At 69.2% G+C, this 13713-nt stretch carries 13 protein-coding genes and 1 pseudogene; 9 read left to right on the top strand and 5 right to left on the bottom strand.

Translation table 11 applies throughout. The features are described from left to right. Positions 1-9 precede the first annotated feature (9 nt). The 9 genes and pseudogenes from thiO (at position 10) to yczE (ending at position 8308) form a co-directional block, all read left to right on the top strand. A complete protein-coding gene (thiO, locus tag ACQBAU_RS06290; protein WP_465254785.1) occupies positions 10-1164 on the top strand; it encodes a glycine oxidase ThiO in 1155 nt (384 codons plus the stop codon). After that, the gene (gene thiS, locus ACQBAU_RS06285; RefSeq protein ID WP_434549425.1) at positions 1161-1370 is read left to right on the top strand and encodes a sulfur carrier protein ThiS; all 210 of its coding nucleotides are present in this window, start codon (positions 1161-1163) and stop codon (positions 1368-1370) included. Before thiO ends, thiS begins: the two co-directional genes overlap by 4 nt. Next, positions 1370-2137: a thiazole synthase gene (locus ACQBAU_RS06280; protein ID WP_434549424.1), complete on the top strand. Its 768-nt coding sequence runs from the start codon at positions 1370-1372 to the stop codon at positions 2135-2137. Before thiS ends, ACQBAU_RS06280 begins: the two co-directional genes overlap by 1 nt. Positions 2138-2192: 55 nt before the next feature. After that, positions 2193-3158, top strand: a complete 966-nt coding sequence (locus ACQBAU_RS06275) for an ABC transporter ATP-binding protein (protein WP_465254786.1) — start codon at positions 2193-2195, stop codon at positions 3156-3158. Continuing rightward, positions 3158-3943, top strand: a complete 786-nt coding sequence (locus ACQBAU_RS06270; protein ID WP_434549422.1) for an ABC transporter permease — start codon at positions 3158-3160, stop codon at positions 3941-3943. Before ACQBAU_RS06275 ends, ACQBAU_RS06270 begins: the two co-directional genes overlap by 1 nt. Positions 3944-4088: 145 nt before the next feature. Beyond that, positions 4089-5882: pseudogene (gene pknB, locus ACQBAU_RS06265) on the top strand (Stk1 family PASTA domain-containing Ser/Thr kinase); the annotation flags it as partial. 78 nt (positions 5883-5960) lie between these two features. Further along, positions 5961-6155: a PASTA domain-containing protein gene (locus tag ACQBAU_RS06260; RefSeq protein WP_465255371.1), complete on the top strand. Its 195-nt coding sequence runs from the start codon at positions 5961-5963 to the stop codon at positions 6153-6155. 43 nt (positions 6156-6198) lie between these two features. After that, positions 6199-7569, top strand: a complete 1371-nt coding sequence (locus ACQBAU_RS06255) for a hypothetical protein (protein WP_465254787.1) — start codon at positions 6199-6201, stop codon at positions 7567-7569. 34 nt (positions 7570-7603) lie between these two features. After that, positions 7604-8308 carry a membrane protein YczE gene (yczE, locus tag ACQBAU_RS06250; protein ID WP_465254788.1) on the top strand — a complete coding sequence of 235 codons (705 nt, stop codon included), beginning with the start codon at positions 7604-7606 and terminating at the stop codon, positions 8306-8308. Positions 8309-8438: 130 nt separating this feature from the next. Here the strand turns inward: yczE and ACQBAU_RS06245 are convergent, their stop codons facing one another. The 5 genes from ACQBAU_RS06245 to ACQBAU_RS06225 form a co-directional block, all read right to left on the bottom strand. Then, positions 8439-9077 (bottom strand): MBL fold metallo-hydrolase, encoded by a 639-nt coding sequence (locus ACQBAU_RS06245; RefSeq protein ID WP_434549419.1) that lies wholly within the window; start codon positions 9075-9077, stop codon positions 8439-8441. Positions 9078-9123: 46 nt separating this feature from the next. Continuing rightward, positions 9124-11352, bottom strand: a complete 2229-nt coding sequence (locus ACQBAU_RS06240; protein WP_465254789.1) for a ligand-binding sensor domain-containing protein — start codon at positions 11350-11352, stop codon at positions 9124-9126. A 258-nt stretch (positions 11353-11610) separates the two neighbouring features. Beyond that, complete coding sequence (locus tag ACQBAU_RS06235; protein WP_465254790.1) at positions 11611-12537, bottom strand: NAD-dependent epimerase/dehydratase family protein; 927 nt, start codon at positions 12535-12537, stop codon at positions 11611-11613. Beyond that, positions 12534-12977, bottom strand: coding sequence for a hypothetical protein (locus ACQBAU_RS06230; protein WP_434549416.1), 444 nt, complete (start codon positions 12975-12977; stop codon positions 12534-12536). The genes ACQBAU_RS06235 and ACQBAU_RS06230 overlap by 4 nt, the downstream gene beginning before the upstream one ends. A 71-nt stretch (positions 12978-13048) precedes the next feature. Next, the gene (locus ACQBAU_RS06225; protein ID WP_434549415.1) at positions 13049-13675 is read right to left on the bottom strand and encodes a TetR/AcrR family transcriptional regulator; all 627 of its coding nucleotides are present in this window, start codon (positions 13673-13675) and stop codon (positions 13049-13051) included. Positions 13676-13713 lie beyond the last annotated feature (38 nt).

Below are 13713 nucleotides of genomic sequence, written 5' to 3'. Positions count from 1 at the left end.
ACTCGCCGGGTGCGCTCGCCCAACACCCTGGTCATCGGAGGCGGCCTCATCGGCACCGCCATCGCCGGTGCCGTGGCCCGTCACGGTGCCCGGGTGCAGCTGGTCGCCGACGACCGCGACAACACCGCCTCCCCGGTTGCCGCAGGCATGTTGGCCCCGGTCACCGAGGCCGAGCCGACCGAGGGCCTGCTGCTGCCGCTCAACCTGGCCGCGCTGGCCCGTTGGTCCGACTTCGCCGATCGACTCGCCACCGACACCGGACTACCGGTGGGCCTGCGCCGGACCCCCACCCTGTCGGTCGGGTTCGACGCCGACGACGCGGCCCGGCTGGCCGACCTCGCCGGGTTCTTGGCGAGGGTCGGACTGACCGCCGAACTGCGCACCGGCCGGCAGGCCCGCCGACACGTACCGCTACTGGCTCCACAGGTCCGTGCCGGGCTGTGGGTCGAGTCGGACTGGTCGGTCGACAACCGGCTGCTGCTGGCGGCCCTGCAGGCCGATGCCGAAAGGCTCGGGGTCACCCGCCATCGCGCGACGGTCACCGAGTTGATCATGGACGGCGGTACGGTGACCGGCGCCCGACTGGCCGATGGCGGCACCGTCACCGCCGACGTCACCGTGCTCGCCACCGGGGCGTGGTCGGGACAGTTCCCGCTGCCGTTCGAGCTGCCGATCCGTCCCGTCAAGGGCCAGGTCGTACGGCTGCGCGCCGGCTCCCTGCCCACACCCGACTGCACCGTGCGGGCCTTCACCCGCGGCTTCGAGGTGTACCTGGTCCCCCGCGCCTCGGGCGAGGTGGTGATCGGCGCGACCAGCGAGGACCGGGGCTTCGACGGCGACGCGACCGCCGGCGGCATCCACGGTCTGCTGCGGGACGCACGCACCGTCCTGCCGATCATCGACGAGTACGCTTGGGGTGAGGTGTCGGTCGGTCATCGCCCGGCCTCGCCCGACCACGCCCCGATCCTCGGCGAGGCGGGGATCCCGGGCTTGGTGCTCGCCGCCGGTCACCACCGCAACGGCGTCCTGCTCACCCCGATCACCGCCGAGGTGATCAGTGAGCTGATCATGACCGGCACGCTGCCGCAGGTCGCCGCACCGTTCACCCTCGACCGCTTCGCCGGCGTCGGCGACGCCCACCCCACGACCCAGGAGTCACCATGATCATCATCCTCAACGGCACCGACCAGGAGGTCGCCGACCACACCACGATCGCCGACGTCGTGGCACGGACCCGGCCGGAAGACACCACCGGCCGCGGCATCGCGGTCGCGGTCGACAAGGCGGTGGTGCCCAGGGCGCGGTGGTCGGACTCGGTGCTCGCCGACGGTGCCCGGGTGGAGATCGTCTCGGCCGTGCAGGGTGGCTGATGACTGACACCTTCACCCTCGCCGACCGACAGTTCGACTCGCGGTTGATCATGGGCACCGGGGGCGCCCCCAGCATGGACGTCCTGGAGCGCGCCCTGATCGCCTCCGGCACCGAGTTGACCACCGTGGCGATGCGTCGGGTCGACCCGACCGCCAAGGGTTCGGTGCTCGACGTCCTGCGGCGCCACGACATCGCCGTCCTGCCCAACACCGCCGGCTGCCACACCGCCACCGAAGCGGTGCTCGTCGCACAACTCGCCCGGGAGGCGTTGGAGACCAACTGGGTGAAGCTCGAGGTGATCGCCGACGACGTCACGCTGCTGCCCGATCCGCTGGAGTTGGTCGAGGCGGCCGACGAGTTGGTCGCCGACGGGTTCACCGTCCTCCCCTACACCAACGACGACCCGATCCTGGCGCGACGGCTGGCCCAGGTCGGCTGTGCGGCGGTGATGCCGTTGGGCGCCCCGATCGGCTCCGGGCTCGGCATCCGCAATCCGCACAACATCGAATTGATCGTCGCCGACGTGGACGTTCCGGTGATCCTCGACGCCGGGATCGGGACCGCCTCGGAGGCCGCCCTGGCGATGGAGCTCGGCTGCGACGCCGTACTGCTGGCGTCGGCGGTGACCCGGGCCAAGGACCCGGTCGCGATGGCCAGCGCGATGGCCCGGGCGGTCGAGGCCGGGCGGCTCGCGTACGGTGCCGGCCGGATCCCCGTGCGTCGCTACGCCGAGGCGTCCAGCCCGCACGAGGGACGCATCGACTGATCATGGACCACGTGGTGAGCACCGGCGCGTTGGTCCGATCTGGCAACATTGCCCCATGTCGGCTGACTCGTACCAACCGCGCCGTGCCGCCCAGGAACCCGCCCCCGCCCACGATGGCTCCCCACCGATCGAGCTGCGCAACCTGACCAAGCACTTCGGCAAGGTGGTCGCCGTCGACGACGTCACGTTGACCATCCCGCCGGGGGTGGTGACCGGCTTCCTCGGCCCGAACGGTGCGGGCAAGACGACCACCCTCAGCATGCTGGCCGGCCTGGTCACACCGACCTCGGGGACCGCCACCTTCGGGGGTCGCAGCTACGCCGAGTTGGACAGCCCGCAACAGACCGTCGGGGTGGCCCTCGACGCGGCGTTCCACCCCGGCCGCAGTGGCCGGGACCACCTCCGGGTGCTCGCGCCGACCGCGCACGCCGACAACGCGCGCGTCGACGAACTGCTCGACCTGGTCAAGCTCACCGAGGCCGCCCGCCGTACCGTCGGTGGCTACTCGCTCGGCATGCGGCAGCGGCTCGCGCTGGCGACCGCCCTGCTGGGCGACCCGGACTACCTGATCCTGGACGAGCCGGCCAACGGGCTCGACCCCGAAGGCATCCGGTGGCTGCGGTCGTTCCTGCGCGGACTGGCCGATGAGGGCAAGACGGTGCTGGTCTCCTCGCACATGCTCAGTGAGGTCAACCAGACCGCCGACGAGGTCGCGGTGATCGGCCACGGCCGTCTGCTCCGACACGGGCCGATCGACCAACTCGGCGATGCCGAGCCGACCAGCCTGCTGCGCGTCGGACGACGTGACCGCGACGCCGCGCGGGCCGCCCTCACCGAGGCCGGCTGGACCGTCCTCGACGCCGAGGACGCTTCCGGCCCGTACCTGCGGGTCGCCACCGAAGACACCGCCGCCATCGGCAGGGCGATGTTGCAGCACCAGGTGGCCGTGGTCGAACTCGCCGTCGAACGGGTGGACCTCGAAGCGACGTTCTTCCAGATGCTCGAGCAGGAGGCCTCCTGATGCGCTCCTTCACCAGTGAGCTGTTGAAGTTCACCACCACCAAGCTGTGGTGGCTGCTGCTGATCGTGGTCGTCGTCGCCGGCGCCATCTACGCCGTGACCTTCGGCGCCCTGCAGGGCCTGATCTCCGGCGACATGGACGCCTTCACCACCCCCGAAGCCATCTCCGCGGTGCACAACGGCGGCAACACGATGACCCGGATCCTGGCGTTGGTGCTGGGGGTGACGAGCATGGGCCAGGAGTACCGGCACCACACGATCACCTGGACCTACCTCGCGACGCCCCGTCGCTGGCAGGTGCTGTTGGCCAAGGTGGGCGCGACGTCGATCATGGGCCTGCTGTACGGCGTCGTGTCGGCCATCGTCGGGGTTCTGGTGGCGATCCCGATGGTGATGATCTTCGGCGGCTCGATGCAGCTCGACGAACCACTGGTCTGGCAGAACCTCGCCCTGGGCGTGCTGTCGTTGATGCTGTGGACGCTGATGGGCCTGGGGGTCGGCATCCTGATCCGCAACCAGGTCGTGGCGATCCTGGTCGCGATCGGCTTCGCCTACATCCTCGAGCCGCTGGTGAGCTTCGTGTTCGCGTTCCAGCAGTGGGACGTGCTGCTCAACCTGATGCCGTCCGGCGCGACCGCGGCGATGATCGGGCTGTCGGGCAACCCGATGATGAGTGCCGCACAGGACCCGTTCGCGTGGTGGCTGGCCAGCCTGGTGCTGATCGCCTGGGCGGCCGTCCCGACCGCGATCGGCATGCTCGTGACCATCCGGCGTGACGTGAGCTGACCGCCGTCGGCGCCCCGCCGCGACGCGACGAGGTGTCGGACACACCCGCTCGGCTACGCCGCCAACGTCGGCTCAGCTCATAAGCTTCGTGTCAGGCCTGACACGGCCCTTCTTCCCCACCGTGTTTGGAGCAGTACCTGTGACCATGACCAGCATGCGCGACCCGTTGGTCGGTCATGCCCTGGAAGGTCGGTACGAGATCACGGACCGGCTCGCCCGCGGTGGCATGGCCACCGTCTACCTCGCCACCGACCTGCGGCTGACCCGTACGGTCGCGGTGAAGGTGATGCACGTCGGCCTCGGCGACGACGACGACTTCGCCCGCAAGTTCGACCGCGAGGCGCGGGCCGCCGCGCGACTCTCCCACCCCAACGTGGTGTCGGTGTTCGACCAGGGCATCGACAACGGCCGGCCGTTCATCGTGATGGAGTACGTGCACGGTCGGACGCTGCGCAGCCTGATGCGCAACGAGGGCCGGATGGATGCGGTGCGGGCGCTGACGATCATGGAGTCGGTGCTGTGCGCGCTGGCCGCCGCACACGAGTCGGGCCTGGTGCACCGCGACATCAAGCCCGAGAACGTACTGATCGCCGACGACACCAACCAGATCAAGGTGGCGGACTTCGGGTTGGCGAAGGCGATCACCGCGCAGACCTCCACCGCGACCGCCGGGCTGCTGATCGGCACGGTGTCGTACCTGCCGCCGGAGCTGGTCACCACCGGCAAGGCCGACCCGCGCTCCGACGTCTACTCCGCCGGGGTGGTGCTGTACGAGCTGCTGACCGGCCGCAAGCCCCACACCGGCGAGTCACCGATCCAGGTCGCGTACGCCCACGTCCACAACGACGTTCCGCCCCCGTCGGAGGTGGTGGCCGACCTGCCCGACTACGTCGACGCGCTGGTGCAGCACGCGACGGCACGGCAGCCGTCGGAGCGTCCGACCGATGCCCGGACCCTGCTCCACGAGCTGCGGGCCGTACGGTCACGGCTCCGGTCCGGCGCGGCCTCCGACTCCGAGCTGACCGAGATCATCACGACCGGATCGTCGGACGTGGCCCAGTGGAACGAGGCCAACGGGATCCGGGTGCGCAGTGCGGTGATGCCGGCCGACTACGACCCGGTGACCCAGATCAGCCCGGCGACCGGGATCACCCCGGCGATCCGGGTGAAGCCCGCACAACCACGTCGCCGTACGTCGGCGGCCAGTCCGGCGAGCCACCGCACCCCGGCCCACTCGGCGGACAGCCCCTCGGAACGGTTCGTCGCGGTCGCCCCACCACCCCCGGGTGCCTCGACGCGGGCCCGGCAGGCCCAGCGCCGTGCCCGGCGGCGCGGGCTGATCGCCCTGCTGCTGGTGCTGCTGCTGACCGCCGGCGCGGCACTCGGCGGCTGGTGGTTCGTCGAGCACCGCACCGTCGCCACCCCACCGGTGGTCAACATGACCGCCGACCAGGCGGCCGGTGCGCTGCGGGAGGCGGGACTGGTCGCCAACACCGCCACCGAGGAGTACTCCGAGACCGTGCCGAAGGGTCGGGTGATCCGCACCGACCCGACGGCCGGGAGCGAGGTCCGGCCCGAGGCCGAGGTCAAGCTGGTGATCTCCAAAGGACCGGAGCGCTACGCCGTACCGGAGATCGTCGGCAAGTCCCTCGACGACGTCCGATCCGCGCTCGAGCAGGCAAAGCTGACGGTCGGCGAGGTGACCGAGGAGTACGACGAGAAGGTCGCGGCCGGCATCGTCACTCAGGCGTCGCTGGAGTCCGGCACGATGGTCCGGCCCGACACCCCGGTCGACCTGACGGTGTCGAAGGGTCCGCAACCGATCAAGATCACCAACTGGACCGGCAAGTCCGCCGCCGAGGCGAAGGCAGGCCTGGAGAAGGCCGGGTTCACCGTCAAGATCACCAAGCAGAACCACGACTCGGTGCCGTCGGGCAACGTGATCAGCCAGTCGCCGGCCGACGGCACCGGCAAGCGGGGTGACACGGTGACGATCGTGCAGTCGGTCGGGCCGGTGATGGTGACGGTTCCCAACGTCCGCAAGATGGGTCTGGAGGCCGCGACCAAGACGTTGGAGCAGGCCGGGTTCAAGGTCGCGAAGAAGCCGGTCACCGGCCGGGACTTCTTGGGCCTCGGGTACGTGAGCTACACCGACCCGGCGGCGGGTGAGAAGGCCCGCAAGGGCGCTACCGTCACCATGTACTACGTGTAGGTGCACCCCCTCGGATAGACCGGCTCCTGGTGAAAGGTGACTGATGGACGCCATCATCGTGATCATGGTCGTGGTGCTGGTGCTCGGCCTCGCGATCGGAGGCCTGTTCATCGGACTGGCGATCCGCAAGTCGATCCGTCAGGCGAAGGTGCGCGAGGCGATCTCCGCGTACGGCTGGCAGACCGACCCGAGCCCGACACTGGAGCGGGTCGCCGGACTCGCCCTGCCACCGTTCGACATGGGGTTCGGTCGCTGGCTGTCCAAGGCGATCATCGGCACCACCAGCAACGGCACATCGTTCCAGGCCTTCCAGTACCGCCACACGGTGCCGCCGTTCAACGCGCGGATCGCGATGATCGCGCTGCCGAAGGCGTTCCCCGAGCTGTACGTCAGCACCGACCGGGATCGGCACCGCCGGATCGGGGTCCGGGCCGACAAGGTCACCCTCGGGCCGCGGTGGGAGCCGGTGCTGGAGGCGGCCGGCGACACGGACTTCGCCAACGCACTGCTCAGCCCGCCGGTGCTCGACGCGCTCGCCGAGTGGGCCGTCGACAGTCCCGCCGGCCGAGGCTTCGACCTGTCCGTCGACGGCGCCAATCTGGTGGCCGTCGGGGCACCGACCACCGATGAGCCGGACGAGCTGAAGGTGTTCGTCGACCGGCTGGCCCAGGTGGCGGCCCTGATCGACTGGGAGGCGCTGGCGCGGTTCGCGATCGAGCCGAAGTCACCGCGACTCGGCTTCCGGGGCACCGACTGGCAGTGGTTGCCGCAGAGTCAGGGCCCGGTGGCGCAGTTCGCCGGCATCGGCCCCGTCGGTACCGGTCAGAACCCGACCTCGAACGACATCGTCACCGGCACCCATCGTGGGATCGGGTTCACCGGATTCCAGTACCAGTGGCAGACCACCAGGACGTACACGACGCACGTCAACAACATGACCCAGGTGCACACCCAGACCATCACCCACCACCAACCCGTGTTGGCACTGCGCCTGCCGGCACCCGTTCCCACGCTGACGATCGCGCGCGGTAAGCAGCCGTACGCGCTGCGGGTGGGGCCGGTGCAACCCACCCCGTTCCCCGCCTTCGACGCCATGTTCGACGTGTGGTCGTCCCATCCACAGTTCCTGGCGGACGTCCTCACCGAACAGCTCGCCAGCTGGTTCCTGCACTGGAAGCCGTCGTTGGTGATCATGACCGGGTCGACGGTGATCACGTTCCCCGCCGAGCACACGCCGCCGACCCTGTGGGCCTCGCTCGACTTCGTGTGTGCCTTTTGCGACCAGATCCCCGAGCGGGTCTGGCAGACCGTCGGGTCGCCGCGCCCCGGTCTCCGGCCGTCGGTGTCGGCGCCGGCCGAGCTTGCCGAGCCGGATGGTTTCGTGGAGCCGGAAGGCATCGTCGGTCAGGCGTGAGCCACCCACCGAGGCCAACCTCGCAGAATGGGGTGTGGACGACACCCCTGAGCCGGAGCCAGCGCGTACCTTGCTGGGTCTGCAGACCATGACGCCGCGCCAGCAGCTGCGCGCCGGGCGTCTACCGCGGCGGCTGACCCAGCTCTTCGTGGGGCTGACGGTCTTCGGTCTGTCCATGGCCATGTTGATCCGGGGCGGTCTCGGCATGATCCCGTGGGACGTCTTCCACTACGGGGTGGCCAGCCACGTCCCGCTGACCTTCGGCACCGTCGCCATCATCACCGCGCTGGTCGTCCTGCTGCTCTGGATCCCGCTGCGCGAGGTACCGGGTCTGGGCACCATCGCCAACGCCGTCTGGGTGGGGGTGGCGGTCGATGTGTTCCTGGCGCTGCTCAGTGCACCGGACGGACTTCTCGCCAGGATCGGTCTGATGGTGGGCGGCATCGTGCTCAACGCGGTGGCCACCGCGCTCTACATCGGGGCCCAGTTCGGTCCCGGGCCGCGCGACGGGCTGATGACCGGCCTGGCGCGGCGACTGCCGGTGAGCATGCGGGTCATCCGGACCGCCATCGAGGTGGTCGTCGTGCTCGTCGGCTGGCTGCTCGGCGGGGTGGTCGGCATCGGCACGGTGCTGTTCGCGCTGAGCATCGGGCCACTGACCCAACTGTTCCTGCCCCCGTTGGTGGTCCGGGTCGACCCACCCAGCAGCCCCACCCCTCGACAAGCTCGGGAAACGTGAGGAAACGCCCGTCGAGCGACCGGCGGGGTCACTGGTTCGTGGTCACCGACAACGACGCGCTGGACGACAACAACGGGGACACCCAGTTCCTGCGGTTGGGACGCCTCGGCTGATCGACGCTCGGCCGGCGTCAGAATTCGTACGGATTCCCGTGGCGCAGGTCGAGCAGTTCGGTCGGTGACATCTCGCCGATCCTGTTGTACGACAGGCTGTAGCCGCGTTCGTTGAGCAGGCCGTGGTGGATCAGGAAGCCGGTCGGGGCGCCGACCGCTCGGGCGAAGTCGACGTGCTCCTTCATCGCCGCCCACGGGCCGTGGGCCGGGAGCGCGAGCACGTCGACGCCCTTGGGCACCGCGGCCAGGCTGTCGCCGGGGTGGAACAGGGTCGGCTCCCCGGGCGCGCTGATCACCAGGCCCACGTTGCCGACCACGGGGATGTCACGGTGGATCACCGCATGGGTGCCGCCGACCGCAGCGATCGTGACCCCGCTCACGGTGACCTGGCTGTCCGCCGCGATTCCCTTGCCCTGTGGCAGTTCCACATTCTCCAGCACCGACGGCTCGACCCACAGCTGAGCCTCCGGGTTCGCCGCCAGGAGGGCCGGGGCGTGCTCCGGATCGATGTGGTCCGGATGCTGGTGGGTGACCAACACCGCGTCCAGGTCGGTCAGGCCGTGCCAGCCGTCGGAGAAGTTGCCGGGGTCGATCAACAGCCGACGATCGGCGACCTCGACCAGGACGGCGGAGTGTCCACACTGGGTGATCTTCATGGACCCAGCCTAGGGACGGCCGCACCGGTGGTGTGCTGTGGCTCGGTCAGTCGCAGTAGACGCTCCTGAGCCGCTCGCCCCGACCGTTGGCCACCTGCTGCTCGAGGTGCTCCACCGCCTGTCGCCAGGCGGTGCGGTAACCGTCCGGGTAGGCGAGCCCGCGACCTGCCAGCGCTGCATTGACCACGAGGCACTTGGTCTCCCGGGTCGGGGCGGCATTCGGCACCGGCTGGGGAACCGTGTACTTGTAGGCGTGCGACTTCGACGAGAAGTAGATGTCGCCGGCGGTGTCGATGTTGCCGAAGGCGGCCCCCGACGGCACCAGCACGGTGACTGCCAAGGTGTCGGGGTCGATGCGCAGCAGCTGCGAGCCGACCGTGGCGTACACGTTGCCGTCGACCTTCGACACGTACTGGTAGGCCCAGGCCCAGTAGAAGGTGTTCGCGGCGTACCGCGGCGCCAGCCCACCCTCGCTGTGCACCACCTCGTTGGTGGTCGTGTCGTAGGCGAACAGGGTGTCCTCGGCCCAGCCCCAGACCTTGCCGTCGGGGGCGACCAACAAGCCGGTGACCCCTTCTCGGTCCGCGACGGGGACGATCTCGCGGACGACAGTGCGGGTGGCCGGGTCCCAGACGATCAACTTCGCCTCACCGTCGGGCGCCTCGATCCCCATGCCACCGTCGATGTTGGTGCCGATGTAGACCAAGCCGTCGTTCGGGTTGTGCACCACCGAGATGATGCTCTGCCCCTGGACGATCTCGTCGGTGTACCAGGTGTGCTTGCCGGTGGCGAACTCGTACACCGCCAGACCGCCCTGCAGCTTGCCGTACCCGGCGATGGTGCCCATGTAGACCTCGTCGCGCTCGGGGTCGTACGCCATCGCGAACGGCCGGTCCTGTCCCTCGGCGAGCCCGTCGAAGAGTCGCCGTGGCGCGGCCGTCGGGTTGTTCGGGTCGTATCGTGAGAACCGTGCGTTGCCGTAGTGGCCCACGTACATCAGGCCGTCGCGGATGATTGATGACTCGTACTGGCCGCTCGACAGAGACGGGTGAAGCTGGCCGCCGCCGGTGGCGTCGACGCGGGCGAGCCCGGTCGGATAGCCGGAGGCGAACATCAGCCCGTTCGGCCCCTGCAGCATCTTCTGGATCGCCGTCGGCTGGGAGAACGTCCACGGCGTGCTGGTGTACTCACCGGCCATGGTGAGCCGGAACGGACCACGCGCATCGGTGCCGATCAGGTCGCCGTTGGCCGCAAACGTGGCGTCACCGAAGTAGTAGCCGATGTCGAGACCGGTGTCGGTGGTCGTCATGGCCTCGGTGTCGTACTCGAAGATGCTGGACGACTTGGTGTACCAGAATTTCGTGGGCTCGTCGGGCAGCCGAACGATGTTGTAGCCGCCGATCTCTCCGGCCGGGGTCCACTTGTCCACCACACCGTCGGTGCCGATCACCAACTGTCGTTGGCCTCCCGCACTCGCGACCAGGTGATCATTGACCAGCCAGAGTCGCTTGATGAAGGTCTCGGCCTCGAGCCCGGGAACGTTGGTCTCGTTGGTGATCTTGGTCTTCTCGCCGGCACCGGCATCAGCGAGCCGCCACAGCTCGGCGGTCTGCCCGCCGGCGGTGACGTAGAGGTCGTTGGTCTTGGGGTCCCAGGCACACGCGTGCAGATAGATGTTGTCCGGGTTGATCGTGGCGACCTTGGTGATCTGATCGGTCGCCGGATCGTACTTGTACAGCGCGGAATGCTTGTACGTGGGGATGAACACCTGGCCATCGGGACCGTTGCACGCACCGAACGGCTGGGCGTCGGAAGGATCGGGCTCGTACGTGCCGAGGTCGCGCAACTGCTTGGTCTCGGGGTCGAACTGCCACAGCTTCTGGTCGAAGTACGTGGCGACGTAGACCCGGCCGTCGGAGGCGACGGTGAGTTCGCGGGCAGTCTCGGCGGTCGGCATCGGCAGGTTGATCACCACCTCTCCGGTCTCGACGTCGATGGCGGTGAAAGCACCCGGGTTGTCGCTGTTCCCGGTGCCCTTGAACACCTGGTACGACACAGCGCGGCCGTCCATCGTGCCGATCATGTTGGGGCTCGGCTGCGACACGTGGACCGGCTCACCGAGATACGTCACGTTCGGATCGGCGTCGACAACCGCCTGCGCGGCCGGACCGGTGGGATCGACGGCACGAGCACTCTCAACGGGGACACCGAGCAGAGCGACAACGAGGCCCAGCGCGAGCAGGATGCTCCCGCCACGCGGCAATGCGTGGGACACGACAGTTCCTTTCACAGGACCGGGGCGACCAGTCGGAGGGGACGACCTGCCGCCACCTTAAGGACTGCCCGGAAACCCGTCAACCGGACGATGAGTCTCGCCGCGTGCCCCGTCCGGGCCTGATCGCCGTACGAAGGGGCGCCACAGCGACGTTGCTGGACGTGACATCCAGCGACGTCGCTCAGCGGCCCACGGATACGACGCTGACCGGCCCGGCGGGACCTTCCGGGGCACAACGGTGATCAACGACAGCGGCGATCAGGCGGTCACGGCCGACATCAGATCGGTGAGCCCCGCCCGGCAGGTACGGAACTGTGGCTGCCAACCCAGCTCGGCCCGTGCCAGACGGGTGTCGAGCTTGACCCGGACGCCCGCCATCAGCGCATACAGGTATGGCGTCGGGCGCAACAGGGCGGCCGGTAGCCGCAGGGGTCGGCGGGCACCCAGGGTCTCGGCGACGGTGTCGATGAGTTCGTCCATCCCGAGCGGGTGGTCGTCGGCGATGTTGTACGCCTGCCCGGGACGTCCTGCGGTCATCGCGGCAACGGTGGCCGCAGCCGCATCGGTCAGGTGCACCAGTGACACGCTCGAGGACGGCCGCGGTGCGGGCATCCAGCCACGGCGAGCCAGCTTCACCATCTGTGCCGTCGACGCGTCGGAACCGTAGAACATCCCGTACCGCAAGGAGATCCCGGCCTCGCCGAGCACCAGGTCCTCGTTCTCGCGGAGTGCCCGCAGGTGTGGGTCGAACGGCCCGCCCTCGGTGACGCCGAACGGCGCGGTCTCGTCGATCAGATCGGGGCCCAGGTCGCGCCAGCCGTACCCGAGGAAGAACGACTGTGTGATGATCCGGTGGGCTCCGAGTTCGGTGGCCGCGCGCACCAGGTTGCGGGTGCCCCAGGAGCGGAGTTCATCGGTCGCGAACAGGTCGCGGTGTCGCATCGGGAGTCCGGTGATGGCGGTGGCCTGGTGGATGACCGCGTCCGCGCCGTGGCCGTCGAGGGCACGCCGCAGGCCTGCCTCGTCCAGCAGGTCGGCCACGATCGGCGTCGCGCCCGTCGCCGTGAGGCCTGCCGCCGCCGACTCGTGGCGGGTCAGGCCCAACACCGAGTGCCCGGCCGCCACCAACTGCGGCACCAGGGCACGGCCGATCGCGCCGGTTGCACCCGCCACCAACACCTTCATGCCTTCACCTCCGCGCTCGGCGCCTCCGCGGCCCGATCGGTCTCGCCTGAAGACGATCGTGACTTGTGGCGCAGCCGGAGAACGAGGCCCACCGCGGCGAGCACGCCGACCGCGAGCAAGCCGTACGGATCGCTGGGATGTCCGCCGATCTCCCGGTCCGCCCAGTGGTTCCAGGCGTGGAGGACATTGGTCAAGGCGATGCCCGCCAGGCCGACGCCCAACGCATCGCGCCACCACAGGGCGGCAGCGACCATCAGGCCGATCGCCATCTGGAAGACGCCGGCGTCATGGAGGAAGTGATCATGAGCTGGCCAGTTGGCCCACCTGGCGAAGCCTTGTGGTTCGAGCCAGCACCACAGGCCGATGCCGAACATGCCCGTGGCGCTGATGACGGCCGCGATGATGACGACGACGCGGCCAAGTGTCGACTGTGGCCTCATGAACCGGATTCTACGAATGTAGAAGTCCCATCGCAGCCAGCTCTCGACATGGGCATGGAGCTGAGGCCCCCTCAGCCGTTCGCGGGAGGGCCTGACGGGGCGCCCGACAGGGCTTGGGCGATGGTCACGACGTACTCGGCCGCCCAGGCGTCGAACTCCGTCTCCGGGCCCGAGATCTGGAACAGCAGCATGCCCTCGACCGCGCTCAACAGGCGGTGGGCCGCCCACAGCGGATCCGGAGCCGCGGCCGTGAAGGCTTCGGCGAAGATGGCCACGAACGGCTGGCGGATCTCGCGAGCCGTGGCCTGCAGGTGCGGCGTCCTCGCCGCGTGCAGGAACATCTCGTAGCGCGCCAACGTCAGCGAACGCTCCGTGACCAAGGTCGCGACAGCCCGCTCGACGTAGCGGACGGGATCCACCGTGGGGCTGACTGTACGGGCGGCCGCGAGCTCGTCCTGCAGTTGGGTCACCCACTCGAGTTGTCGCTCGAGGGTGTAGGTGAAAAGCGCCTCGATGAGCGCGTCGCGATTCGTGAAGTGATAGGTGGTGAGGCCGTGCGACACCCCGGCGCGTTCCTCCACACCGCGATGGGTGAGGGATTGCAGCCCCCGCTCGGCCACGAGGTCGAGTGCTGCGGACAGGATCCGCTCGCGGGTCGCCGACCCTGGACCGTTCGCTTGGTCAACGTCGCGAGCCATCGCGTCATCGTACGGCCAGAGGACTCACCTCATGACAG

It is taken from the genome of Carbonicoccus niuqiaonis, assembly GCF_050157065.1.
Taxonomy (GTDB): Bacteria; Actinomycetota; Actinomycetes; order Propionibacteriales; family Propionibacteriaceae; genus Avipropionibacterium.
The sequence above is the reverse complement of the archived record's forward strand: the minus strand, read 5'-3'. Positions and strand labels throughout refer to the sequence as shown.